Genomic DNA, 24,483 nt, shown 5'->3' with positions numbered 1-24,483 from the left:
GCCGGGACCATGCGGATCCAAGACCACCGCGCGTTCGACGAACCGGAGATCAATCTGGTCCCGCTGATCGACGTGATCCTGGTGCTGATCATCTTCTTCGTGGTCACCACCACCTTCGATTCGCGTTCGGTGCTCAAGCTGCAGTTGCCGCAGGCCAGCGGCGAACCGACCGAACCCGACCAGGCCCTGAGCGTGCTGGTCAACGCCGATGGCCGCTATTTCGTCGACGACCACGAGGTGATCCGCGACGACCTCGAATCGTTGAAGGCCACCGTGGCGGAAGTCGCCGGCAGCGACCGCGAGCGTCCGGTGCTGTTGCGGGCCGATGCGCGTACGCCGCATCAGGCGGTGGTCACCGCCTACGATGCGCTGGGCCAGCTCGGCTTCAAGCGGGTGATGATCGCGACTGCGCCGCAGCCGGCCGGAGCCGCGCCGATCGGCTCCGAGGGTGGAGGCGGGGCCGCCCGATGACCGGCTCGGCAGGGGCCTGGCAGACCTACCGGCGACTGCTGGCCTTCGCGCAGCCCTATCGACCGCTGCTGCTGCTGGCGCTGGTCGGCATGCTGATCGAAGCAGCGGCCGGTGGCGCGTTCACCAAGCTGATGGAGCCGGTGGTCAACGAGACCTTCATCAACCAGGGCTCCCGGCTCAAGATCTGGCTGCCGCTGATCATCGTCGGCCTGTTCGTCCTGCGCGGCATCGCCGGCTACGTCAGCGACATCGGCATGGCACGCGCCGGCCGCGGCATCGCCCGCGACCTGCGGGTCAGGGTGCTCGGCAAGTACCTGCATCTGCCGGGACAGCGTTTCGACAGCGAACCGGTGCCGTCGATGCTGGTGCGACTGGGTTCGGACAGCGACCAGGTCGCCCAGGCCGCGGTCGACGCGCTCAAGGTCATGCTGCAGCAGTCGTTCCAGGTGATCGCCAGCCTGGTGGTCATGCTGTGGACCAGCTGGCAGGTCACCATCGCGATCCTGGTCATGGCGCCGCCGCTGGCCTGGGTGATGGATCGGGTCGGAAAGCGCTACCGGCGGATCAGCCATCGGATCCAGGAGAGCGGCGGCCAGCTGATGCAGTCGGCCGACCAGGCCTTGTCGAACCAGCAGGAGGTCAAGGTCTACGGCGCCCAGGACGTCGAGCTGGAGCGTTATGCCGCCCAGGCCGACCACCACCGCCGCCTGAGCGTCAAGGTCGAGTCGACCCGCAGCATTTCCTCGGCGATGGTGCAGCTGATGGGGTCGGTCGGATTGGCCCTGCTGCTGTTCTTCGCCGGCCGTGAGGCCGCCGCGGGACGTCTGAGCGCGGGCGGCTTCGTCGCCCTGATGATCGCGATGATGGCGATCATTCCGGCGCTCAAGCAGCTGACCAATGTGCAGGGCATGCTGCAGCGTGGCGTGGCCTCGGCCGAGCGCCTGTTCAGCGTGCTCGACGCAGACGACGAACCCGACACCGGTACCCGTCCGCTCGCCCGCGCCGGGGGCGTGCTCGAGTTCCGCGGCGTCACCGCCCGCTATCCCGGACAATCCACGCCGGCGCTGGCCGACGTCGATTTCATCGCACGTCCCGGCACGGTCACCGCGATCGTCGGCCGCTCCGGCAGCGGCAAGTCGAGCCTGGTCAAGCTGATACCGCGTTTCTACGATCCGGAAGCCGGCGAGATCCTGCTCGACGGTCATCCGCTGCAGGAATACCGGCTGCGGGACCTGCGTCGCAACATCGCCCTGGTCGGCCAGCAGGTGATGCTGTTCGACGGATCCGTCGCTGCCAACGTCGCCTATGGCGAGCTGCAGCGGATGACGCCCGCGCAGCTCGAGGCGGCGATCCGCGGCGCCAATGCGATGGAGTTCGTCGAGAAACTGCCCGACGGCGCCGATACCGGCATCGGCAACAAGGGCGGCAGGCTTTCGGGTGGGCAGCGCCAGCGTCTGGCGATCGCCCGCGCGATGCTGAAGGATGCGCCGGTGCTGATCCTCGACGAGGCGACCGCCGCGCTCGACGCCGAATCCGAACGGCTGGTGCAGGACGCGCTCGACCACCTGATGCCGAACCGCACGACCCTGGTGATCGCGCACCGGCTGGCGACGATCGAGCACGCCGACCAGGTGCTGGTGATGGACGAGGGCCGCATCGTCGAGCGCGGCACCCATGCCGAGCTGATCGCCGCGGACGGACTGTACGCGCACCTGCACCGCCTCCAGTTCCGCGAGGCGCCATGAGCGCGAAGCCGTCGCGGGCGACCGGGCAGATGCCCCGGTACTGGTACGAACAGGCGCCGGTGCCGCTGCACGCGCGCCTGCTGGCGGGGCTGTACGGCGGCGTGGTCGCGCTGCGGCGGAGGCTGTACCGCGACGGGCGCCGCAGTCGCCATCCGGGCGTGCCGGTGGTCGTGGTCGGCAACATCACCGTCGGCGGATCCGGCAAGACCCCGTTGACCATCGCCCTCGTCGACCGGCTGCGCGAACAGGGCTTCACGCCCGGCGTGGCCAGCCGCGGCTATGGCCGCGACGATGCCGGCCAGGCGCGCTGGGTCGATGCCGATACCGATCCCGAGCTGGGCGGTGACGAGCCGGTGCTGATCGCCGCCCGTACCGGCGCGAAGGTCCGGGTCGATCGCGACCGCGTCGCCGCAGCTCGCGCTCTGGTCGAGGCCGGCTGCGACATCGTGATCTGCGACGACGGCCTGCAGCACTACCGGCTGGCGCGAGACATCGAGATCGAGGTGATCGACGGCCGCCGCCGCTACGGCAACGGCCGCCTGCTGCCGGCCGGGCCGTTGCGCGAACCGGTCGAGCGCGGCGCCGGATGCGACTTCCGCGTCCTCAATCTCGGCGAGGACCGGGAGGCGGGCGGGGGCGCCGGGTTCGGCGAGTGGCCGATGCGCCTGCGCTGCGGCGAGGCGATCCCGCTGCTGGGAGGCCGCCCGAGGCCGCTGTCCGCATTCGCCGGACAGCGCGTGCACGCGGTCGCGGGCATCGGCGATCCCGAACGTTTCTTCGCGATGCTGCGCGGGCTCGGGATCGCGGTGGTGCCGCATGCGTTCCCGGACCACCACGCCTACAGCGAAGCCGATTTCGAGTTCGGCAGCCGGCTGCCGGTGCTGATGACCGAGAAGGACGCGGTGAAGTGCACGGCCTTCCGTACCGGGCTGCATTTCAGCGTGCCGGTGAGCGCGGAGCTGCCCGAGGGGTTCTGGGTGGCCTTGCTGGACCGGATTGGCGCCCGGGGAGGGCATTCGTGCGGTAACGAGGAGCGAATCCGATGATGTCGACATGCAAGCACCTGCTGTCGGTGCTGATCCTGGGGCTTGTCGCGGGGCTCTTGTCCGCCCCGGCCGCCGCGGAGACGCCCGAGGCCTTCATGCAGCGCTATGTCGAAGCGGTGCGCGAGGACGGCGTGGGCGTGACCGCCGACTTCGTCCATCCGGAAGAGGCCGAGCGCTTCCGGGCGATGCTGGCGCCCGTGTTCGGGGCCATGCCCAGGACGGAGGCGAATGCCCTGGCGAAGATGCTGTTCGGCGGCAAGGCCGACGCAGGAACGGTCGCGGCAATGCCCGCGGACCGTTTCATGCGCAGCTTCCTGCGGTTCGTCGAGAAGCAGGCGACGACCGGATTGCCGGGCAAGGGCGGCATCAGGATCACCGACTTCGTTCCGCTGGGCTCGGTGCAGGAAGGCGAGGTCCATCACTTCGTCGCCCGCGGGACGGTCGAGGCTGGCGGGCTCACGCTGACCAAGCTGGAGGTCGTCAGCATCAGGCCCCATGGGAACGGCTGGGGCATGCTGCTGTCCGGAGAAGTCGACGGCATGGCGGAGGCGATCAAGGCAACGATGGCCTCTGGGGCCGGGGCGAAGGGGCCGCAGGACGGGGGGCGCTGAAAGGCATGTCCGATTTCGTCGTCGCCATTCCCGCCCGCCACGACGCTTCGCGGCTGCCCGGCAAGCCGTTGCGGCTGCTGGCCGGCGAGCCGCTGGTGCTGCATGTCGCCCGCCGCGCGCTCGCCGCCGGTGCGCGCGAGGTATGGGTCGCCGCCGACGACGCGCGCATCGCCGCGGCGCTGGACGGGGCCGGGGTACGGGTCGCGATGACCGCCCGCGGGCATGCGTCCGGTACCGACCGCCTGGCCGAGTGCGCGCGCATCGCCGGCTGGGCCGACGACACCGTGGTGGTGAACCTGCAGGGCGACGAGCCGTTCGCACCGGCAGCGGGCATCAGGGCGGTGGCGGCGTTGCTGCGCGACAGCGGCGCGGAAATGGCGACCCTGGCCACGCCGGTCGAGGATGTCGAAGCCCTGTTCGATCCCAACACGGTGAAGCTGGTGCAGGCCGCCAGTGGCGACGCGTTGTACTTCAGCCGGGCGCCGTTGCCGTGGCCGCGGGACGCGTTCCAGCACGACCGCGGCCGGTTGCCGGACGGCGGTCACTGGCTGCGCCACATCGGCATCTACGGCTATCGGGCCGGGTTCCTGAAGCGATTCGCACAGATGCCGCCGGGGCGGCTGGAGCGGATCGAGTCGCTGGAGCAGTTGCGCGCGCTGGAGGCCGGCTTCCGGATCGCCGTCGCGCGTACCCCCGAACCGTTCCCGCCGGGCGTCGATACGCCCGAGGACCTGGCCCGGGCCGAGGCGCGGCTGGCGGGCGGCCATGGCTGAACCGATTCGCCTGCTGGTCGTCTGCCTGGGCAACATCTGCCGCTCGCCGTTGGCCGAGGGGGTGCTGCGGGCGCGGATCGCGGCCTCGCCGCTGGCCGGTCGGGTCGAGCTCGATTCAGCCGGTACCGGCGACTGGCATGTCGGCGATCCTCCTGACCGGCGAGCGATCGCGAAGGCGCGCGAGTACGGCATCGACATCGCACAGCTGCGCGCGCGCCAGCTCCGCGGCGGCGACCATCACGATTTCGACTGGCTGCTGTGCGCGGACCGCGGCAACCTGCGCGATGTCCGTGCGCGTGCTCCGGAGGGTGCGCGGGCGCGCTCGGCGCTGTTGCTGGAGTGGGCGGGGGTGCCCGGCGTCACCGAGATTCCCGATCCGTACACCGGCGGCCCGGCGCAGTTCGAGCACGTCTACCGCTTGCTGGATGCGGCGGCCGCCGGCGTGATCGCGCGCCTGGCGACGGCCGGGGAGCAGAGCCGGCCGGGGCACGGATGACCGCCGACAGACGCCGATAGCGCGCCTCAGCGGTCTGTCCGTGTTCATCCGCGAGCGCCGTCCCTGAATCTCCCTCTGCCGACCCGGTCGCCCCGGGCCGCGCGGGTACGGGATAATCGCCGCCATGCCAGACGCGAAGCCCGCCACCACGTCCGAATCCTTCGACGGCAAGGCCTTCGTTCGCCTGTTGAGCACTGCGCCGGGCGTGTACCGGATGATCGCGGCCGACGACAGCGTGCTCTATGTCGGCAAGGCCGGCGCGCTGAAGAAGCGCGTCGCCAGCTACTTCAACGCCTCGCCGAAGTCGCCGCGGATCGCGTCGATGCTGTCGCAGGTCGCGCGGATGGAGGTCACGGTCACCCGCACCGAGGCCGAGGCGCTGATCCTGGAGAACCAGCTGATCAAGTCGCTGCGACCGCGCTACAACGTGCTGCTGCGCGACGACAAGAGCTATCCCTACGTGCTGATGACCCAGGAGGCGTGGCCGCGGATCGCGATGCACCGCGGCGCGCGTTCGATTCCGGGACGCTACTTCGGCCCGTACCCGAGCGTCGGAGCGGTTCGGGAGACCCTGAACCTGATCCACAAGCTGTTCCGCCTGCGCAGTTGCGAGGACAGCGTCTTCCGCAACCGGTCGCGGCCCTGCCTGCAGTACCAGATCGGCCGCTGCAGCGCGCCCTGCGTGGGTCTGGTAGAGGCTGGCGAGTACGCAGAAAGCCTGCGCCGGGCGACGATGCTGCTGGAAGGCCGCAGCGACGAGCTGACAGGCGAGCTCGGCGAGCTGATGGAGGCGGCCAGCGCGCGTCTGGAATTCGAACAGGCCGCGCGCCTGCGCGACCTGATCGGTTCCATCCGCACCCTGCAGGCGCGCCAGTACGTCGACGGCCGCGCTGCCGACCTCGACGTGCTCGCGGTGGCGATGCGCGACGCCGCCGCCTGCGTGCTGCTGCTGGCGTTCCGCGACGGCCGCAATCTCGGTACCCGCGCCTTCTTTCCGAAGACCAACGGCAGCGACAGCGCCGAGGAGGTGCTGGCGGCGTTCGTGTCGCAGTACTACGGCGAGCAGGTGGCGCCGCGCGAGATCATCCTCGACCGCGACATTCCAGACCGTGAGCTGATCGAGCATGCGCTGTCCACCAGCGCCGACGGCCGCAAGGTGCAGATCCGCAGCAATGTCCGCGGCGAGCGGGCCGGTTATCTCGACCTGGCCCGTCGCAACGCGGAGCTGGCGCTGGCCACCGAACGCACCGGCCATGCGGCGCAGAAGGCCCGCAGCGAGGCATTGCAGGCCCTGCTGGGCCTGGCCGAGCCGGCCGCGCGGATCGAATGCTTCGACATCAGCCACACGATGGGAGAAGCGACCGTCGCCTCGTGCGTGGTGTTCGACGCCGAGGGGCCGGTACGCGGCCAGTACCGGCGCTACAACATCGCCGGCATCGAGCCGGGCGACGACTACGCCGCGATGAACCAGGCGATCGGCCGCCGCTTCCGGCGCGCGATGGACGAGAACGGCGTGTTGCCGGACGTGCTGCTGATCGACGGCGGGGCAGGACAGGTGGCGCAGGCGCGCGAGGCGCTCGACGAGCTCGGCGTGCAGGGCGTGGTCCTGGTCGGCGTCGCCAAGGGGCCGGCACGGCGACCGGGCGATGAGGAGCTGTTGTTGCCGGACGGGCGCGCCGTGCGTCCGGGCGCCGAGTCGCCGGCGCTGCAGCTGATCCAGCAGGTCCGCGACGAAGCGCACCGCTTTGCGATCACCGGCCATCGCGGCCGCCGCCAGAAGGCCCGCGGCAGCAGCCGGCTGGAGGACATCGCCGGCATCGGGCCGCGCCGGCGCGCTAATCTGTTGCGGCATTTCGGCGGCCTGGGTGGTCTCAAGGCCGCCGGGGTCGAGGAGATCGCGCGGGTCGAGGGGGTAAACGTGGCGCTGGCCGAGCGCATCTATGCGACCCTGCACGGGCTCGACACCCCCAACGACGACCGCCCACCCCCGCGGAGCACTGCATGAAGTTGACGGTACCAACCCTCCTGACCCTGCTGCGGATCCTGCTGATCCCGGTACTGGTGCTGGTGTTCTACCTGCCGTTCAAATGGACCAACTTCGCCGCCGCGTTCATCTTCGCCCTGGCCTCGATCACCGACTGGCTGGACGGCTGGATCGCCCGCCGCTACGACCAGCACTCGGCGTTCGGCGCGTTCCTCGATCCGGTCGCCGACAAGCTGATGGTCGCGATCGCACTGATGCTGACCGTGCAGAAGCATCCGACGGTCTGGATGACGCTGTGGGCGGCGGTGATCATCGGCCGTGAGATCGCGGTGTCCGCATTGCGCGAGTGGATGGCCGAACTGGGCCAGCGCGCGAGGGTCAAGGTCGCCACGATCGGCAAGGTCAAGACGATCGTGCAGATGGTCGCGCTGGTCTGCCTGCTGTACCAGGAACCGTTCATCGGCCTGCCTGTATTCGTGATCGGCGAGTGGCTGCTTGCCGCTGCCGCGCTGCTGACGCTGTGGTCCGGGCTGGCCTATCTGCGTGCCGCCTGGCCGACCCTGAAGGAAGATGCGGGAAACGCGAAAAACTAGTTGACAGTTTCGTGGCGATGCCTAAAATGGCGGCTCCTCAGCGGGAATAGCTCAGTTGGTAGAGCACGACCTTGCCAAGGTCGGGGTCGCGAGTTCGAGTCTCGTTTCCCGCTCCAGTTTCGATGAGGCCAGTCCGATCCGGGCGAGCCTTTCAGACAAAGCCCCCTCGCGGGGTTTTGTCTTTTCCGGGAAGCGAAAAGCGCCGCAGTGCGCAGACGCCCGCAAAGGCGTTAAGCTTGCCGACAGTCACCGGCCGGGTGGCAGAGTGGTTATGCAGCGGATTGCAAATCCGTGTACGCCGGTTCGATTCCGACCTCGGCCTCCAGACTCGCGGGACGTTCCTCCAGGGACGTCCCGTTTTCTTTTCGCGGTCGATGGCTCCGGGACGACCAACGCAGGAACGGCGCAGGCCGCGATTGAGCTTCCGGATGAACTGATCGCGTTCCCGATCGCGGCTTACGCCGCTCCCACGACCGTTTCTGCAGCGGCTCACGGCCCGCGTCGCTCCTGCGGTAAGCTGCCGGCCTCCAGAGCGCTGCCCGGATGGCGAAACTGGTAGACGCAGCAGACTTAAAATCTGCCGGCCGCGAGGCCGTGCCGGTTCGATCCCGGCTCCGGGCACCAGGCGAACGCGGGGACGCGATCCGAGGGGCGTCCGCGTTGATGGCGAGAGCCGGGGCGGGGCAGAAGGCGCCGGCGAACGACGTGCCATTCCGCTTCAGCCCCCGGGTGCTCGCCCAAAGCCGTCCCGGTCTCCGCGGGAAGCGGCTTCCCTCCGCCCGCAGCGGCATTTGCAGTTGCTGTCGTGCCACCGGTCTGCCGGTGAGGATTCCGTTGGAATGCGGGGACGGGGTCACCCGCGCTTGTCCAAGCCGGCGCGGCGGCGACGCCTCCGTTCCGGTGAAGGCGGATCCGATGGCGCTTTCCTGTGCCTACTGTGATCGCGTCGCAGGTCTTTGCCGATGCGCTGCAGCAGACTCTCGCATTGCGCCGGACCGGCCGGTCCGCGGTCCGCACGATCACTCAACAAGGAGGTCCGTGATGTCCATTGCACGACGCCAGCCGCTCTTCCGTCGTTTTCGTTCCGTCGGCGTACCGGCTTTCGTGTTCGCCATGGCCGCTTCCGGGCTGGGCGCCGATGCCGCACATGCCCAGGGCGGAGCAGGGGCTGCGGACAGCAGCACACCCTGGCCGATGGAGCCGCCGGCACGCATATGTGGAAACGCGGCCGTGCTCGACGGTCCGGCGACACCACCGGGCGGCGCCATTGTCGTTCCCGCCGGCGACAACAGCGGATTCGACTTCAACCGTCCGGGCGCGACGTTCTGGTTCGCACCCGGCGTGCATACGCTCGGCGATGATCTGTACGGGCAGATCATCGCCCGTGATGGCGCGACCTACGTCGGCGCTCCGGGCGCGGTGATCGACGGACGCAACCTCAACCTGTACGCCTTCACCGGCACCGCCACCAACGTCACCATCCGCCACCTGACCATCCGCAACTTCGGTCGCGGGCTGGACAACAACAACGAAGGCGTGGTCAATCACGATGCGGGAGACGGCTGGCTGATCGAGTACAACACCGTCGTCGACAACGACGGCGCCGGCGTGTTCCTCGGCAGCGGAAACACCGTCCGCTACAACTGCCTGAAGGACAACGGGCAGTATGGTTTCAGCATGTTCAAGATGCCGGTGGAGGGCGGCCCGGCGATCACCGGCATCGAGCTGGACCACAACGAGATCGCAGGAAACAACACCGACGACTGGGAAGTGCTGGAGCCCGGCTGCGGCTGCAGCGGCGGCGGCAAGTTCTGGGACGTGCAGGGCGCCCGCGTGACCAACAACTGGGTCCACGACAACAAGAGCGTCGGTCTGTGGGCGGACACCAACAACATCGACTTCCTGTTCGAAGGCAATTACATCGAGAACAACGATGACGAGGGCATCTGGTACGAGATCAGCTACAACGCGACGATCCGCGGCAACGCGCTGATCAACAACGCCTGGGTCAAGGGGCTGCGCAACCAGGGGTCGCCGGCGCCGGCGATCTACCTGTCCGAGTCCGGCGGCGACTCGCGCCTGTCCACCGCGACGTCCGGCGCTGCCAGGATCCGCGTCCACGACAACTATTTCGAGAACAATTTCTCGGGCGTGTCGATCTACGAGAACACCAACCGGTTCTGCAATTCGAACGGCAACACCAGCAAGGGCTATTGCACGCCGTTCGTGACGCCCACGCTGATCCCGGGGCCGCACGATTACGACTACGTCGATCCGATCAACGCCGCTCACCCGTGCTACACGCGGATCGCCGAAGAGCCGTATCGCACCGACTGCCGCTGGCACGCGCGCAACATCGAGGTGGTGCGCAACGAATTCCATTTCGATCCGGATGTCGTCCCCTGCGAGGGTGCCGACTACTGCGGCGTACAGGCGCTGATCGCCACGGGCGCCGACAATCTGCCCTGGTCGCCATACACCGTCGCCGAGATCCAGGAACAGGTGATGTTCAACGCCGGCAACCGCTTCGCGGAGAACCGCTACTTCGGTCCGTGGCAGTTCGCAAAGCGATGGGGCGAGCGCATCGGCTTCGCTGCATGGCAGGTCGCGCCCTACCTGCAGGATACCGGCAGCACCAGCGATCAGTCCGGGGGGCCGGGACCGGGCCCCGTCGGCAACCTGGTCGATGCCGACACCGCGACCCTGGAAGGATCGCTGGGCTCATGGGGCGCGTGGTACGGCGCGGAAGTGGCCCGCAGCGACGCACAGGCGCACGGCGGCGGCTACAGCCTGCGCGTGGATGTCGTCGATGCGTATTGGGGGGTGGAGGTGGCGAACTACCCGGGTTATGCCGCCTCGCCGGGCAACAAGTCCGTGAGCGTCTGGGTGCGGGGTGGCGTCGGCAATCCCGTGAATCCCCGGCTGGTGCTGGACTGGCGCGCCGGAGACGGACAGGTGCTGGACACCAGCGTGCTGGCGCTGCCGGTGCAGGAAGCCGGATGGCAGTCGGTGGATGCGGTCGTGCAGGCACCCGCAGGCGCGGCGACCGTTTCGGTGGTGCTGGTGGGAACGGGCTCCGCCGGCACGTCGTTCTACCTGGACGATCTGCAGATCGAAGACGCGCAACCCTGAGGTGACGGCACTCCGGACGGAGGCACTGGCGGCCGGGCCCCTTCCACCAGGAACGGGCCCGCCAGCTCCCGCTGGCGGTCGGGATGGCCGCGACGCAACGGGCCATCCCGCATCGTGAAGTCGATGGAGGGATCGATCCCGATGCATGGCCGATGATCCGGTTTGCACATGGCAGCAGGTAAGCTGGTGCGATGCACATACGGATCCCGATCCTCGTCGCCGCGCTGCTGGGCGCCGGCTTCTGTACCACCGCCACAGCTGCGGACATCGGCAGCTGCGTGCAGTCGCTTCGCGGCAGGGCGCTGGCTGCGGGCATCGACGCGACGACCTTCGACACCCACGTCGCCGGAGTCGTCGCCGACCCTTCGCTGCTGGAGCTGCTCGACCGCCAGCCCGAGTTCACCACGCCGATCTGGGATTACATGGCCGGCCTGGTCGACGAGGAGCGCGTCGCCGATGGTCGCGCGATGCTGCAGACACATGCCGACACGCTGTCGCGGGTCGAGGCGGCCTACGGCGTCGATCCGGCCACCGTGGTCGCGGTATGGGGCGTGGAAAGCGATTACGGCGATGTGTTCGGCAAGCGCCCGTTGCTGACCTCGCTGACCACACTCTCGTGCATGGGGCGCCGGCAGGGCTTCTTCCGTGGCGAGTTGCTGGAGACGCTGCGGATCGTGCAGTCCGGCGACGTCGCCGCAGACAAGCTGGTCGGCTCCTGGGCCGGTGCGTTCGGCCATACCCAGTTCATGCCCTCGACCTATCGCAGGATCGCCGTCGACTTCGACGGCGACGGCCGCCGCGACCTGGTCGACAGCGTTCCCGATGCGCTGGCGTCGACCGCGAACTACCTCAAGCGTTCGGGATGGCGCAGCGGCCAGCCCTGGGGACATGAGGTGCGGTTGCCGGACCGCTTCGATACCGCGGTGTCCGGACGGACCAGTCGCCGTCCGCTGTCGTACTGGAGCGGGCGTGGCGTCGCACGGGTCGACGGGCAGGCATTCGCCGTGCCCGGGAACACCCAGGCCGCCCTGTTGCTGCCGGCCGGGCGCCAGGGGCCGGCATTCCTCGTGTTCAAGAACTTCGACGCGATCTATTCCTACAATGCGGCCGAGAGCTACGCGCTGGCGATCGCGCACCTTTCGGACCGGCTGCGTGGATACGGCCCCTTCGTGGCGTCGTGGCCGACCGACGATCCGGGGCTGTCGCGCGCCGAGCGTCGCGAGCTGCAGACGTTGTTGCTCGCCCGGGGGCACGACATCGGCGAAGTCGACGGCATCATCGGTTCGGCCAGCCGGGCCGCTATCGAGGCCGAGCAGGTGCGGCTGGAACTGCAGCCGGCCGATGGCCGCGCCGGCCAGCGGATCCTTCGGGCGCTGCGCGATGCAGGGGTGCAGCCGGCCGCGCCGTCCGATGGTTGACCCGGGCTACCCGGTATCCTGTCGATCCGCATGTTCTTCGTAGGAGCGGCGCAAGTCGCGATCGGGTTTTCACGCAGACCCGCCAGCACGGCTTATGCCGCTCCTGCCTGCCGTTGTGCGGGGCAATTCCAACATGGAGCTTCCGACGTCGCATGTCCCGATATTCAGCGTACATCGCCTGCCTGGCCCTGACCGTGATTTCGCTGCTCGCCTGGTACTGGCAGCCCGGATGGGGATGGGCGGTGCTGCTGTTCGGTGCGTTGAGCGCGCTGGGCACCTGGGACCTGCTGCAGAAGACCAGCACGCTGCGGCGCAATTATCCGATCCTGGCGCATTTCCGTTATGGGCTGGAATCGATCGGTCCGGAAATGCGTCAGTACTTCATACAGTCCGATACCGACGAGGTGCCGTTCTCGCGGCAGCAGCGCGCACTGGTCTACCAGCGCGCAAAGTCGGTCAGCGACGTGCGTCCGTTCGGCAGCCTGCAGGACATCTACGCGGTCGACTACGAATGGATCAATCATTCGATGAGCCCGGTCGAGCATGGTTCGCACGATTTCCGCGTCGTGGTCGGCCAGGCCACGGCGCAGCCGTACTCGGTCAGCGTGTTCAATGTCTCGGCGATGAGCTTCGGCTCGCTCTCGGCCAACGCGATCCGTGCGCTCAACAAAGGCGCGAAGCTGGGCGGTTTCTATCACGACACCGGCGAGGGTTCGATTTCCTCGTACCACCGCGAGCACGGCGGCGATCTGGTCTGGGAGATCGGTTCCGGGTACTTCGGCTGCCGGAACCCGGATGGGAGCTTCAGTGAAGAGCGGTTCGTCGAGAACGCCCGCGACCCGCAGGTCAGGATGATCGAGATCAAGCTGTCGCAGGGCGCCAAGCCCGGCCATGGCGGCATGCTGCCCGGTGCCAAGGTGACCGTGGAGATCGCCGCCGCCCGCGGCGTGCCGGTTGGCGAGGACTGCATCTCGCCGGCACGTCACAGCGCATTCGATTCGCCGAAATCGCTTCTGGCCTTCGTGGCGCGCCTGCGCGAGCTGTCCGGCGGCAAGCCGACCGGCTTCAAGCTCGCCGTCGGCCATCCGTGGGAGTGGTTCGGCATCGCCAAGGCGATGCAGGAAACCGGCGTGCTGCCGGACTTCATCGTCGTCGACGGCGCCGAGGGCGGAACCGGTGCGGCGCCGGCGGAGTTCATCGACCATGTCGGCCTGCCGATGCATGAGGCCCTGATGCTGGTGCACAACACCCTGGTCGGTCTGAACCTGCGCGACCGGGTGCGGATCGGTGCGGCGGGCCGGATCACCAGCGCCTTCGATCTCGCCCGGACACTGGCGATGGGGGCGGACTGGTGCAACGCCGCCCGGGGCTTCATGTTCGCGCTGGGCTGCATCCAGTCGCTGAGCTGCCATACCGACCGCTGTCCCACCGGGGTCGCGACCCAGGACCCGTCGCGCTGGCGCCGCCTCGACGTCGACGACAAGGCGGTGCGGGTGGCGGGTTTCCAGCAGAACACGCTGAAAGCGCTGCGAGACATGCTGTGCGCGGCCGGATTGAGCGAACCCGGCCAGGTCGGCCCGGAACACATCCTGCGACGGGTCTCGCCAATCGAAGTGCGCTCGCTGGCGGCGCTGCACAGATTCCTCAGGCCCGGCGAGCTGCTCGGCCAGGTACCCGAGCACGCGGTGTTCCGCGACTTCTGGGCCGATGCGAGCAGTGACTCGTTCGCCGCGCCGTCGAAGGTCGAGGCGATGCGCCGGGACAAGTCGCTATGAAGCGGGGGCACGCCAGTATGACGTTGAAAGTAAAACCCAGCGACCCGCTGCCGCGCGCCAAGCAGCCGCGCCGCCCAATGCGAACCTGATGCCTAAAAAAGGAACCTGCTCATGAATGGCATTTCAGACTCCGAATTCATCCAAGACGCCTTTATCCAGGAGGGCGTAAGCCCCGCGCCCGATGTCGTCATCCTCGCCTGCACCGTTGGCGATGACTATGACGATCCGAAGAACCGGGTGGGCGTTAAGAAGAATGGCCTCTGGCTCGACTTCTCCCTGGCCGGCGAAGCGATATTGTCGGTCGATGCCAGCGCCGACGGCCTGGCCTATGTATTGGGAGAAAACGGCACCATTGTCCGTTTCGATTGGAAGATCCCCACGACCAAAGATGAGCTGGGCGCTTCTCGCACACTGTTTCCAAACTTGCCGGTAGACGACGAAGGGCCGCTGCGGCGGATACGCATCATCGGTGACGATGTGATCTGCGTGGGCTCGGTCGGGCAAGTCTATCGGCTGAATAACGAGACGATCGAAACTCTCCCCCCCCCTCAGAGTCGAGGGTGAGGACGTCACCATCGAAGACATCGCCGGCGCCAACAGAAATGACTTCGTTGCCGTTACCTCCGATGGCTATGCCGCACACTTCAACGGCAAGCGCTGGACCACGCTGGATATCCCGACCAATACGGACCTTACAAGTATCTGTACCCTTGCAGGCCAGGGTTATGCGATTTCAGGCGGAAATGGCGTGGTCCTGATTGGATCGGGTGACCAGTGGCAGGTCCTCAATCATAGCGATGAGGATCGGCACTACTGGGGCATAGCCTCCCACGCGGGTTCTATCTATGCGGCGCATCTTGCGGGGATAGACAAAGTGTCGGGGGATGACCTCGTGCCTCTGGAAATACCGAACCGCAAGCAGCTGCAATTCACCGTTCTGCGAAGCAGCGACTGGGGAATCTGGTCATTTGCCGAACGTACCGTCGGACTCATCCGGAACGACCGATGGCAGACAATCATGGGTTGATGTCCCAGCCACTCACGGCACGTCCCGCGCATTCGACTCAAGCTTGAACGCGTCAGTCCAGCAGTTCCAGCACCCGTTCGGGCGGCCGGCCGATCACCGCGCGTTCGCCGACGACCAGGATCGGCCGTTCGATCAGCCGCGGATGCATGTGCATTGCCGCGATCAGGGCTTCGTCGCCCAGCGCCGGATCGTCCAGGCCCAGCTCCTCGTACTCGGCCTCGCCCTTGCGCAGCAGCTCGCGCGCGCCCAGGCCCAGCCGGGCGAGCAGGGCGCGCAGCTCGTCGATCGACGGCGGCTGCTCCAGATAGGCGACGATCCCGGGCTCGATCCCGCGTTCGTTCAGCAGCGCCAGCGCCGCGCGCGACTTCGAGCAGCGCGGGTTGTGGTAGAGCAGGGGCGTTGCGGACGGCATCGGCGTCTCCAGTCGTGGCGGCCGGTACGGCAGCACGGAAAGTCTGTGCCGCCGGCCGCGGGTGGCGCAAGAACGGGCCGGCATGAGCCGGTGGATGGCACGAAAAAGGGCCGGCATGAGCCGGTAGATGACATGAAAAAGGGCCGGCATGAGCCGGCCCTTCGGGATTGGTGGGCGGTGCAGGGATCGAACCTGCGACCCTTGCCGTGTGAAGGCAATGCTCTACCGCTGAGCTAACCGCCCGTGCTCAGGGCCGTGAAAGGCGTCTGGCGTGGGCCGCGCAGTTTACTGGCAGCCGCGGCGGCAGGCAAGCGTCCCCTCGGCGTCCGTGCGTCCGGGCTCATTCGAGCTGGTCGGCGGCCCAGGCCGCGTCGAGCGCCTCCATCGCGTCCAGCGGCTTGAGCCTGGCGGCCTTCTCATAGGCGCTTGCGGCCGCGTCTTCCTGACGTTCGCCGTGGAGCAGCAGCAGGACGTTGCCGTGCTCGATATGGGCGATCGGCGACTGCGGGGTCAGTTTCAGCGCGGTCTGAATGTGCTTTTCCGCTGCGGCGGCCTTGGCGCCGTAGGTCAGCCCGCCGATCATTGCGCCGACCTTGCCGATGATCTCGGCGTGGTACAGCGCCATCGCGGTATGCGCCTCGGCGTGCTTGGGCGCCAGCTCCAGCGCGGTGTCGAGGGCGGCGCGGACCTTGCCGGCAATGCCGGCTTTCAGCGCCTTGGCGATGCTCAGGCCCTGGCTGTAGCGGCCGAGTGCGAATGCATGGCGGTAGTGGCTGTTGGCTTCGTCGGGCAGGGCGGCGACCGCGGCCTCGGCCAGCTTGGCGGCCCGCTCGTAGCGCTTGAGTCGTTCGCCGTCGTCGTCGACCAGGTAGGTGGCGTGGATGCCCAGCGCCTTGACCGCGACCGATGCGCCGACCGGACCGAGCGCACTGCCGAGCTCGAAAGCCCGCTCGAAGTCGCCGCGGTGGAACGCGCGCCAGGCCTCCTGCAGTTCGGCGGCAAGGGCGTCGGCATCGAGCTTCTTCGGCGCCGCCTTGCCGGCGGCGTCGATCAGCACGGCGGCGCGTGTGGCGTCGGGAAATGGCTCCAGATCGCCCGCATGCAGCTTGGGCCAGGCTTTCTTCAGCGCGTCGCCGGCATAGGTGAAGGGCTTGGCGTCATGCGGGAAGGGGGCCCAGGAGGATTTGGCGGCCATGGCGGTTCCTTGCGGTGGACTGGATGCGGCGGCGTGCGATGCCACGGCGATGCTTGCGGCGCGAACCGCAGGTTCCGTCGCGGCGACAGCGGTCAGGTCATGTAGGCGCGGGTCAGGTGATTCAGGTGCAGGCGCTCGGCGTCGCGCAGGAACGGGGCCACGAGCATCATCACCTGGACGATGCCGTCGCGGATCGCGGCGTGCTCGTCCTTGTCGCCGCGGGCGGCCGCATAGTTCAGCCAGAACGTTGCGATCACCAGCACGTTGGTCGCGGTCGCCGCCAGTTCGCTGCCCGACGCCCGCATCACCCCCGCCTGCAGCAGGCCGCGCATCACCGCGTGGGCGCGCTCGTCGGCGCGGCGCAGGATCCGTGCGAAGCGCAGCCGCAGGCGGCGGTTGCGGCTGAGGATCTCGACCAGGTCGCGGTGCAGGAAGCGATAGTCCCAGATGCACTCGAACACCAGATGCAGCTGCAGCCAGATGTCCTCCAGTCCCGGCAGCCGCCCCTCGGGCACCGTCAGCGCATCGTCCATGCGCTCCTCGAAGCGCGCGAACAGCTGCTCGATGATGTCGTCCTTGTTGCGGAAGTGGTAGTACAGGTTGCCCGGGCTGATCTCCAGCTCGTCGGCGATGTGATTGGTGGTGACGTTCGGCTCGCCCTGCGCGTTGAACATCGCGAGGCTGGCATCGAGGATGCGCTGGCGCGTCTGCCTGGCCATTCGCCCGGATGACGGCCTCAGGACCGCAGCTTGCCGACCAGGTCGACGTACTTGCGCATCGCGTCTTCCTTCGAGGTACCGGCCAGCTTGGCCCAGGCCTCGTACTTGGCGGTGCCGACGAAGTCGAAGAAGCCCGGCTTGGGCCCGCTCACGTCGCCCTCGCTGCCCTGCTTGTAGAGCGCGTACAGCCGCAGCAGGGTGTCGTTGTCGGGGCGCTCCGACAGGTCGTGCACATCCTTGGAGGCCTGTTCGAACGCACGCTTGAGGTCCGTCATCGGTGCTGGTCTCGACGTTGGGATTCGCCCGAATCACATCACGCAGCGGGGGGGCGGTCAATACGGAAGGGAATTGTGCTGCATGCGGGGCTCTGGCACCGTAAGCCCGGGACGGCCGCATCGGCGCGGCCGGCAGGTTGGGGAGAGAGGAGTCATGGATTACTTCGTCACGGGCGCGACCGGCTTCATCGGCCGGTTTCTGGTCGGCAACCTGCTCAAGCGCAAGGGCACGGTCCATGTGCTGGTGCGCAAGGAGTCGCGCAGGAAGCTCGATGAGATCGGCCGGCGGATGGGCTGGGACATGAAACGCGTGGTCGCGGTGCAGGGCGACATGGCCAAGCCCGACTGCGGGGTCAGCGCGGCCCAGCGCAAGGCGCTGACCGGCAAGATCCGTCATTTCTTCCATCTGGCGGCGATCTACGACCTGACCGCCAGCCCGGAATCGCAGCACGCGGCCAATGTCGAGGGCACCCGTCATGCGCTCGATCTCGCCGCCTCGATCAAGGCCGGCTGTTTCCATCACACCAGTTCGATCGCGGCGGCCGGCCTGTATCCGGGCGTGTTCCGCGAGGACATGTTCGACGAGGCAGAAGGCCTCGACGATCCCTATCTGCGCACCAAGCACGAGTCCGAGGGACTGGTGCGTGCCGACAAGCGCGTCAAGTGGCGTATCTATCGTCCCGGCATCGTCGTAGGCCACTCGCAGACCGGCGAGATCGACAAGATCGACGGCCCGTACTACTTCTTCACCCTGCTGAAGAAGATGCGGCAGATGCTGCCGCCGTGGGTGCCGACCCTTGGCGTCGAGGGCGGCCGCATCAACATCGTCCCGGTCGATTTCGTCGCCGACGCGATGGACCACATCGCCCACAAGCCCCGGCTCGACGGCCACTGCTTCCACCTGACCGATTCCGAGCCGCAGCGGGTCGGGGAGGTACTCAACCTGTTCGCCCGCGCCGGGCACGCGCCCGAAATGACGATGCGCATCGATGCGCGGATGTTCGCCTTCGTGCCCGGCAGCGTGCGGATGGCAGTCGGCAGCCTGCCGCCGGTGCGACGCTTCGTCGGCATGCTGCTGCGCGATTTCAGGATTCCCAGGCAGGCGCTGAAGTTCGTCACCTATCCGACCCGCTTCGACAACCGCGACGCCGAGCGCGCGCTGAAGGGCAGCGGCATCGCGGTGCCGCGGCTGGAGGACTATGCCTGGCGGTTGTGGGACTACTGGGAGCGCAATCTCGATCCGGACCTGTTCGTCGACCGCACGCTGAAGGGCAAGGTGCGCAACAAGGTCGTGGTGATCACGGGCGGTTCGTCGGGAATCGGTCTGGCCACGGCGAAGCGGGTGGCCGAGGCGGGTGCGATCACCGTGATCGTCGCGCGCGGCGAGGAGGAGCTGTTCAAGGCGCGCGACGAGATGAGGGCGGCCGGCGGCAAGGCATCTCCCGCGAAGGTCTTCGCCTATACCGCCGACCTCTCGGACATGGCCGACTGCGACAGGCTGGTGCAGCAGGTGCTGGCCGAGCACGGTCATGTCGACATCCTGATCAACAACGCCGGCCGTTCGATCCGGCGCTCGATCGAGCTCAGCTACGACCGCTTCCATGACTTCGAGCGGACGATGCAACTGAACTATTTCGGCTCGCTGCGGTTGATCATGGGCTTCATGCCGAAGATGACCGAGCGACGCAAGGGACACATCATCAACATCAGCTCGATCGGCGTGCTGGCGAACTCACCGCGGTTCTCCGCCTATGTCGCATCCAAGGCGGCGCTGGATGCGTTCAGCCGCTGCGCCCAGGGCGAGCTGTCGGGCAAGGGCATCGCCTTCACCACGATCAACATGCCACTGGTGAAGACCCCGATGATCGCGCCGACCAAGATGTACGACAGCGTGCCGACGCTGACGCCGGAGGAGGCGGCCGACCTTGTGGTGAAGGGCATCATCGAGCGGCCCAGCCGGATCGCGACGCGCCTGGGCATTTTCGCCGCGGTGATCAATGCGCTCGCGCCCAAGGCCTACGAGGTCGTGATGAACACCGCCTTCGAGCTGTTCCCGGATTCGGCGGCCGCCAAGGGCAGCCGCGAAGGGATCAGGAACGAGCAGCCGAGCAACGAGCAGATCGCGTTCGCCGCGCTGATGCGCGGGGTGCACTGGTAGGCCGGCGCACGGGGCGGCGGCTATCGGGAATCGGTGTCCCGGGCGCCGGCGACGCGACGGCCGCGTGTCGCCTGGGGACCGCCTCCGGCAGTCGGTAGCGGGGCGGCTCAGGCGTCCGGCGCGTCGCCGGTCAGTAGGTGCGGCACTGCATGAAACGCACCCGGGCATCGCTGCCTTCCGGCGGCTGCAGCTGCAGCCGCGACGCGCGCAACGCCTCGTATTTCTCCAGCACCGTACAGATCGGACGGGTGAAGGCGGGGCCGTCGGCGACGCTGCCATCCATGTCGATCAGCAGGGTCGAGCGGGTCGACCAGGCCACCCGCTTGACGCCGGGAAGCTGTCTGACGCGTTCGACCACCTCACGGCGCTGCTGGGTTTCGTCGAGTGCGGGCGCCTCGGCGGGCGAAGCCGGCTGGGCCGGTTCGGCCGCCGTAGTGGCGTCGGAAGGCGTCGCGGTTGCCGCATCCCGAGGGGGGGCGGGCGTAGGAACGGCGGGGGCCGATGCATCCTGTGCGGCGCGCGTGGAAGCATCGGTCGCGGGCACCGCCGCCGTGTCGCCGCCGCCGTTGGAGATCGCGAATGCGACCACGCCGCCGGTCAGCAGGGCGATCACCCAGGCGAGAAGCGTCTCGCCGATGCTGCGCCGCTTCGCGTGCTCGGCCAGGTCGTCGCGCAGACTGGCCGGCAGCAGCGGTTCGACCAGTTCCCACACCGCGGGGCCGTCCATCAGCTCCATGCCACGGTTGTTCGTGCGGGCTTCCTTCTGGATCGAGCCGAGGGTGGCGACGATGCCCCCGGACGCGCCGGCGAAACGTACCGCGTCCGCCAGGCTGGCGATCTGCGTGGAGTCGATCCGGTAGTTGAGGCCCTGCTTGCAGCTCAGAAGCCAGCTCTCCCCATTGCGGGTCAGCTTCAGGTCGGCGGCCTGCCCGCTCTGGGGGGAGGAGTCGAGGCGGTCGGCCTCGAATCCCTGCGCGTGCAGCGCCTCCACCACGAAACCGGAGAACTCGCGCCAGCGCATCGCGGCCAGCGCGGCCAGCCCGCGGCCGACTTCGTGATTGCGACGGCGTATCCGCCACAGATAGATCGTCAGCGGCGCACCGATGGCGGCGGTGACGCCGAGTGTGGTCAAGACGGTTGAAACCGTGAGCATCCTGTCCTCGAGTGCGATGTCTTCTTGCGATCGCGCACGCGCACGCGCGCGAGGCGCGGCGACTATACGCGTTGTCGACGTCGAAGTCAGTGAGCGGCTAGGCAGACGGCCAATCCGTGGCGGTGCTCAGGTCGGCTCGGCGCCGCTCCGGATGGCGGTGCCGGTAAGCAGAAAGCCCGCCAGTCCGGAACCGTAAGGGGAGGGGAGCATACGGGTGTACGGACTGGCGGGCCAAACGGTGCGTCGGTGGACGCGGATGGCGGCGGGGCCGCCATCGGAGTGGGATGTCCCGATCAGGCGCCTGGCGATGCCTTGCGGGCGGCCTTGCGGGTTGCGGTCTTCCTGGCCGGCTTGCCGGCGGCCTTCTTCGCCGTTGCTGGCCTGGTCTTTGCCCGCGATGCGGTGGCTTTCTTGGCAGCCGTTTTCGCGGAACGGCTGGCGGCCGTCCTGCTCGGGGCCTTGGCCGTCTTGCCGCCGCCCTGTCGGCGGAGCTCCGCGGTCAGCGCCTCGACCCGACGGCTGAGATCTGCGAGATCGTCGCGACCGGGGACGCCGAGCTTGACCAGGGCGCGCTGCACGCGCTCCTCGAACACCTTCTCCAGCCGGTCCCAGGTGTCGGCAGCGCGTTCGCGGGCCTGCCCGACGCGATTCTCGACGGCGTCGCGGACCGCGTCGGCCTGGCTGGTCGCGAGGTCGCCGGCGAACTTGCGCGCGCTCTTTTCCAGGCCCAGGCCTTCCTTGACCAGCCCCTCGAACAGCTTGGTGCCCTCGGCCTGGGCGCGGGCGAACGCACCCATGCCGGCGAGCCAGATCTGCTGCGCGGACTCGCTGATGCCCTTGGCCAGGCGCTCGGCCTGCTGCTGCGGGTCGGTCGCCGGGGATGCCGCCTTCTTGGCGGATTTCTTCAACTTGGCCATGCGTCGCTCCGTGATCGGTGGGCCAGAAGTGGCCCGCATTGTCATGTGGCTCTGTTCCCGACCATGCGCCGGGACTCTAGAGCTTTCACACCAACGGTTCGCCTGCGGAGGATTTCCCGCGCGCGGAGCTGCGTGCCCGCGGGCGGGTACGTGGCTTGCTTTCCCGCCGTGCGACGATCCGGTCGACGTCGTCGAGCGCGCGCTTGAGTTCGGCGACGGTGTCGGTATCGGGCCCGCCGGATGCGTCCAGGCTGCCGACCAGGGTCCGCTGGCGGTCCTCGATCACCGCCTGCCGCAGCCCGATGCCATGCCGGGCGAGCTGCGGCGCCAGTATGTCGCGATGTCGGCGCAGGTCGTCGAGGGTGTTGCGGTAGGCGATCTCGCAGATGCGCCGGCGCGCGGCGAAGCTGAAGGCGTTGGTGAAGAACAGCTCGCCGTCGTCGGGATTGGGCTCGAACACCAGCTGGTCGACATGCGGATACTGCCTGGTATAGCGGGCCAGACCGACCTGCATCCGCGACTGCAGCAGGCTGCGGAAGGTCTGCGACAGCACCGCCGGCAGGCCGCCCGATGCCAGCCGCGCGTGGCTGTCGGACGCGTGGCCTGGCGCGGCCCCGCCTGGGTCGCCGGCATTGAAGGCCACCAGCGGGTTGACCCCGATCATCAGATCGATGTCGCGGTCCAGCACCGCCGAGGCATGCATCGTCCGCCGCAGCGCGCCATCGACGAACTGGCGGCCGTGGATCGCCACCGGGGGATACAGGCCGGGCAGGGCGGCGCTGGCCTGGATGGCGCGCGAGATCGGCACGTCGTCCCAGCCCTCGTCGCCGAAGCGCACGGTGTCGCCGCTGTCCAGGTCGACGGCGACCACGAACAGGTCGGCGTCGAGTGTGCGGAAGTCGTTGCTGCGGCCACGACGGGTGAACACGTCGCGCAGGAAGCGCTCGACGTGCTCGTTGTCGAACAGGCCGGTCGGCACCAGCCCGCCGAAGCGCGCCAGCAGGTCGGGCCAGCGTACCGTCGCCGGCGAGAACAACATCGCCTGCCAGCATTCCAGCGTCAGCCGCGGAAGGCTGGCGGCGCGGCGCAGGTATTCGTACACCGCCGGGCGCATGAAGGTCTCCGGACGGAAGCGGACATCGTCGCTGTCGCCGGTGATGAAGATCCGGCACATCTGCGCGGTATCGATCCGGTTGGCCAGTGCCGCGGCCAGGAAGGCGCCGCTGCTGACGCCGACATAGGCGTCCAGCCGGGTCAGGTCGAGTCCGTCGAGCGCCTCGTCGAGCGCCCGCAGCGCACCGAGTTCGTACATGCCGCCGATCGGGCCGCCGCCGGCGACGGCCAGGCCGATCCGCGGTTCGCCTCCGGCACCGTGCCGGGAGCGTGAGTGGGCGCTGTGGAGGGAAAGCATCGCGGGCAGCCGTACCTTTTGCGGTGTCGGGCCGAGTGTAGCGGCTGCGACGCCGGCCCACACTGCCGGCGCCGTCTCCCGTACGATCGTCGCAGGATGCCCCGCAAGCACCGCCACCACGATGCCGTCGAACGCCTGGCGCGCCTGCTGGCGGCGCACCAGACGCTGCACGATCCGCAACGCGACCCGCGCAACGGGTCGCGCTGGCTGCCGGAGCTGCGACGCTGGCAGTCGGCGCGGCTGGAAGCGAGTTTCGGCCATTTCCTGGATGATCCGCGGCGCCGGCCGGCCGCGAATTTCTTCCTCAGCGACGTCTACGCCGACAAGGACTTCAGCCGCCGTGACGCCGACATCGCCCGGGTCCTGCCGATGATGCAGAAGCTGCTGCCGACGCGACTGCTGGCGGCGGTTGCCGATGCGATCGAACTGGGGCTGCTGACCCACGCCCTGGACCTGCGCATGGCCGTGTGGCTGGAGCGCAACGCGGCGCGCAGGAAGACGCTCGACGTCGAGCTGTACGCAAGGGCCTATCGGGCGACCGGCCTGCCGCGGGTGCGCGGCCGCCAGATCGACCTGATCGTGCGTGCGGGGTTCGGGCTTGCCCAGGCGCTGAAGACGCCGGGGGTGACCACGCTGCTGAGGCTGTCGCGCGGGCCGGCGCGGGCGGCCGGGCTCGACGAGCTGCAGGCCTTCCTCGAGCGTGGGGCGGCCGCATTCGCGCAACTGGGCGACGTGCGCGGCTTCGTCGCCGAGATCGAAAGGGACGAGCGCGAAGTATCGCGCCGGTTGTTCGCCGCCGAGCCCGATCCGTTCGGTCCGGGGGCGTCGTTCAGCTGAAGCGCTCGTCCAGCACCCGGCGGATCTCGTTCTCGATCGGCCCCTTGAACGCGGACATCAGGAAGCCCAGTTGCGCTGTCACCCGCAGTGCGCTCGGCGCCAGCGCGATCCGGCCGTCCACGCCGGCGGCACGGAAGTTCAGGTCGTCGCCGCTCCAGTCGTATTCGACACCGAAGCGGTCGGCCAGTTTTTCGGCGACCTCCTGCACCGCCCGGCGGGCGTCGTCGTGGGCAAGCGAGTGGGCATGTCGAATGTCGATGCTGGGCATGGGATTCCCTCCTGGCCGCTATTGTGCGGTCGTCTCGCGGCTTCGGCCAGCCCGTCCAGGGCGGCGC

General features: G+C 68.4%; 22 protein-coding genes and 4 tRNA genes. 17 read left to right on the top strand and 9 right to left on the bottom strand.

Going from position 1 to position 24,483, the window contains the following annotated elements:
* Positions 1-9 precede the first annotated feature (9 nt).
* The 15 genes from L3V18_RS02110 (at position 10) to L3V18_RS02040 (ending at position 14,608) form a co-directional block, all read left to right on the top strand.
* Positions 10-471 (top strand): ExbD/TolR family protein, encoded by a 462-nt coding sequence (locus L3V18_RS02110; protein ID WP_237052947.1) that lies wholly within the window; start codon positions 10-12, stop codon positions 469-471.
* Entirely contained in the window at positions 468-2,216 is a 1,749-nt protein-coding gene (gene msbA / locus L3V18_RS02105) for a lipid A export permease/ATP-binding protein MsbA (RefSeq protein ID WP_237052946.1), read from the top strand. The genes L3V18_RS02110 and msbA overlap by 4 nt, the downstream gene beginning before the upstream one ends.
* Positions 2,213-3,262: a tetraacyldisaccharide 4'-kinase gene (gene lpxK, locus L3V18_RS02100; protein ID WP_237052945.1), complete on the top strand. Its 1,050-nt coding sequence runs from the start codon at positions 2,213-2,215 to the stop codon at positions 3,260-3,262. The genes msbA and lpxK overlap by 4 nt, the downstream gene beginning before the upstream one ends.
* Positions 3,259-3,873, top strand: coding sequence for a hypothetical protein (locus tag L3V18_RS02095; RefSeq protein ID WP_237052944.1), 615 nt, complete (start codon positions 3,259-3,261; stop codon positions 3,871-3,873). The genes lpxK and L3V18_RS02095 overlap by 4 nt, the downstream gene beginning before the upstream one ends.
* 5 nt (positions 3,874-3,878) lie before the next feature.
* On the top strand, positions 3,879-4,646 hold the full coding sequence (kdsB, locus tag L3V18_RS02090; protein WP_237052943.1) for a 3-deoxy-manno-octulosonate cytidylyltransferase: 768 nt from the start codon (positions 3,879-3,881) through the stop codon (positions 4,644-4,646).
* A gap of 4 nt (positions 4,647-4,650) precedes the next feature.
* Entirely contained in the window at positions 4,651-5,142 is a 492-nt protein-coding gene (locus L3V18_RS02085) for a low molecular weight protein-tyrosine-phosphatase (protein ID WP_237053685.1), read from the top strand.
* A 124-nt stretch (positions 5,143-5,266) separates the two neighbouring features.
* A complete protein-coding gene (gene uvrC, locus L3V18_RS02080) occupies positions 5,267-7,147 on the top strand; it encodes an excinuclease ABC subunit UvrC (protein WP_237052942.1) in 1,881 nt (626 codons plus the stop codon).
* Positions 7,144-7,719 (top strand): CDP-diacylglycerol--glycerol-3-phosphate 3-phosphatidyltransferase, encoded by a 576-nt coding sequence (gene pgsA, locus L3V18_RS02075; RefSeq protein WP_237052941.1) that lies wholly within the window; start codon positions 7,144-7,146, stop codon positions 7,717-7,719. The genes uvrC and pgsA overlap by 4 nt, the downstream gene beginning before the upstream one ends.
* Positions 7,720-7,759: 40 nt before the next feature.
* Positions 7,760-7,835 (top strand) — tRNA-Gly (locus L3V18_RS02070).
* A gap of 135 nt (positions 7,836-7,970) precedes the next feature.
* Positions 7,971-8,044: transfer RNA gene (locus L3V18_RS02065), tRNA-Cys, on the top strand.
* A 212-nt stretch (positions 8,045-8,256) separates the two neighbouring features.
* Positions 8,257-8,343, top strand: a tRNA-Leu gene (locus tag L3V18_RS02060).
* A gap of 417 nt (positions 8,344-8,760) precedes the next feature.
* Complete coding sequence (locus tag L3V18_RS02055) at positions 8,761-10,851, top strand: right-handed parallel beta-helix repeat-containing protein (RefSeq protein ID WP_237052940.1); 2,091 nt, start codon at positions 8,761-8,763, stop codon at positions 10,849-10,851.
* A 191-nt stretch (positions 10,852-11,042) separates the two neighbouring features.
* The gene (locus L3V18_RS02050) at positions 11,043-12,269 is read left to right on the top strand and encodes a lytic murein transglycosylase (protein ID WP_237052939.1); all 1,227 of its coding nucleotides are present in this window, start codon (positions 11,043-11,045) and stop codon (positions 12,267-12,269) included.
* Positions 12,270-12,421: 152 nt separating this feature from the next.
* The gene (locus L3V18_RS02045) at positions 12,422-14,044 is read left to right on the top strand and encodes an FMN-binding glutamate synthase family protein (protein WP_237052938.1); all 1,623 of its coding nucleotides are present in this window, start codon (positions 12,422-12,424) and stop codon (positions 14,042-14,044) included.
* Between the two features lie 111 nt (positions 14,045-14,155).
* Entirely contained in the window at positions 14,156-14,608 is a 453-nt protein-coding gene (locus tag L3V18_RS02040; protein WP_237052937.1) for a hypothetical protein, read from the top strand.
* Positions 14,609-15,123: 515 nt separating this feature from the next.
* Here the strand turns inward: L3V18_RS02040 and arsC are convergent.
* The 5 genes from arsC to L3V18_RS02015 all read right to left on the bottom strand — a co-directional run bounded on the left by arsC (position 15,124) and on the right by L3V18_RS02015 (position 17,672).
* Positions 15,124-15,483: an arsenate reductase (glutaredoxin) gene (gene arsC, locus L3V18_RS02035; RefSeq protein WP_237052936.1), complete on the bottom strand. Its 360-nt coding sequence runs from the start codon at positions 15,481-15,483 to the stop codon at positions 15,124-15,126.
* Positions 15,484-15,651: 168 nt separating this feature from the next.
* Positions 15,652-15,726, bottom strand: a tRNA-Val gene (locus L3V18_RS02030).
* 97 nt (positions 15,727-15,823) lie between these two features.
* The gene (locus tag L3V18_RS02025; RefSeq protein WP_237052935.1) at positions 15,824-16,678 is read right to left on the bottom strand and encodes a tetratricopeptide repeat protein; all 855 of its coding nucleotides are present in this window, start codon (positions 16,676-16,678) and stop codon (positions 15,824-15,826) included.
* 92 nt (positions 16,679-16,770) lie between these two features.
* Positions 16,771-17,397, bottom strand: a complete 627-nt coding sequence (locus L3V18_RS02020; protein ID WP_237052934.1) for a TetR/AcrR family transcriptional regulator — start codon at positions 17,395-17,397, stop codon at positions 16,771-16,773.
* Positions 17,398-17,414: 17 nt separating this feature from the next.
* Positions 17,415-17,672 (bottom strand): acyl-CoA-binding protein, encoded by a 258-nt coding sequence (locus L3V18_RS02015; RefSeq protein ID WP_237052933.1) that lies wholly within the window; start codon positions 17,670-17,672, stop codon positions 17,415-17,417.
* A 154-nt stretch (positions 17,673-17,826) separates the two neighbouring features.
* On the opposite strand from L3V18_RS02015, the gene L3V18_RS02010 reads away from it, so the two are divergent.
* Positions 17,827-19,830 (top strand): SDR family oxidoreductase, encoded by a 2,004-nt coding sequence (locus tag L3V18_RS02010; protein ID WP_237052932.1) that lies wholly within the window; start codon positions 17,827-17,829, stop codon positions 19,828-19,830.
* A 130-nt stretch (positions 19,831-19,960) separates the two neighbouring features.
* Here the strand turns inward: L3V18_RS02010 and L3V18_RS02005 are convergent, their stop codons facing one another.
* From L3V18_RS02005 to L3V18_RS01995, 3 genes are all read right to left on the bottom strand, one after another.
* Entirely contained in the window at positions 19,961-20,962 is a 1,002-nt protein-coding gene (locus L3V18_RS02005) for a restriction endonuclease (protein ID WP_237052931.1), read from the bottom strand.
* Positions 20,963-21,276: 314 nt separating this feature from the next.
* A complete protein-coding gene (locus L3V18_RS02000; protein WP_237052930.1) occupies positions 21,277-21,900 on the bottom strand; it encodes a phasin family protein in 624 nt (207 codons plus the stop codon).
* Positions 21,901-21,985: 85 nt separating this feature from the next.
* Entirely contained in the window at positions 21,986-23,311 is a 1,326-nt protein-coding gene (locus L3V18_RS01995; RefSeq protein WP_237052929.1) for a patatin-like phospholipase family protein, read from the bottom strand.
* Between the two features lie 96 nt (positions 23,312-23,407).
* Between L3V18_RS01995 and L3V18_RS01990 the strand changes: the two genes are divergently transcribed.
* A complete protein-coding gene (locus L3V18_RS01990) occupies positions 23,408-24,148 on the top strand; it encodes a DUF8198 family protein (RefSeq protein WP_237052928.1) in 741 nt (246 codons plus the stop codon).
* Here L3V18_RS01990 and L3V18_RS01985 read toward each other — a convergent pair.
* Positions 24,141-24,416, bottom strand: coding sequence for a polyhydroxyalkanoic acid system family protein (locus L3V18_RS01985; protein ID WP_237052927.1), 276 nt, complete (start codon positions 24,414-24,416; stop codon positions 24,141-24,143). The two genes, L3V18_RS01990 and L3V18_RS01985, sit on opposite strands and share 8 nt — an antisense overlap.
* Between the last annotated feature and the right edge of the window lie 67 nt (positions 24,417-24,483).

It is taken from the genome of Marilutibacter chinensis, assembly GCF_021725675.1.
GTDB lineage: Bacteria > Pseudomonadota > Gammaproteobacteria > Xanthomonadales > Xanthomonadaceae > Marilutibacter > Marilutibacter chinensis.
Note: the sequence above shows the minus strand (reverse complement) of the source record. Positions and strands in the feature narration are given on the sequence as shown.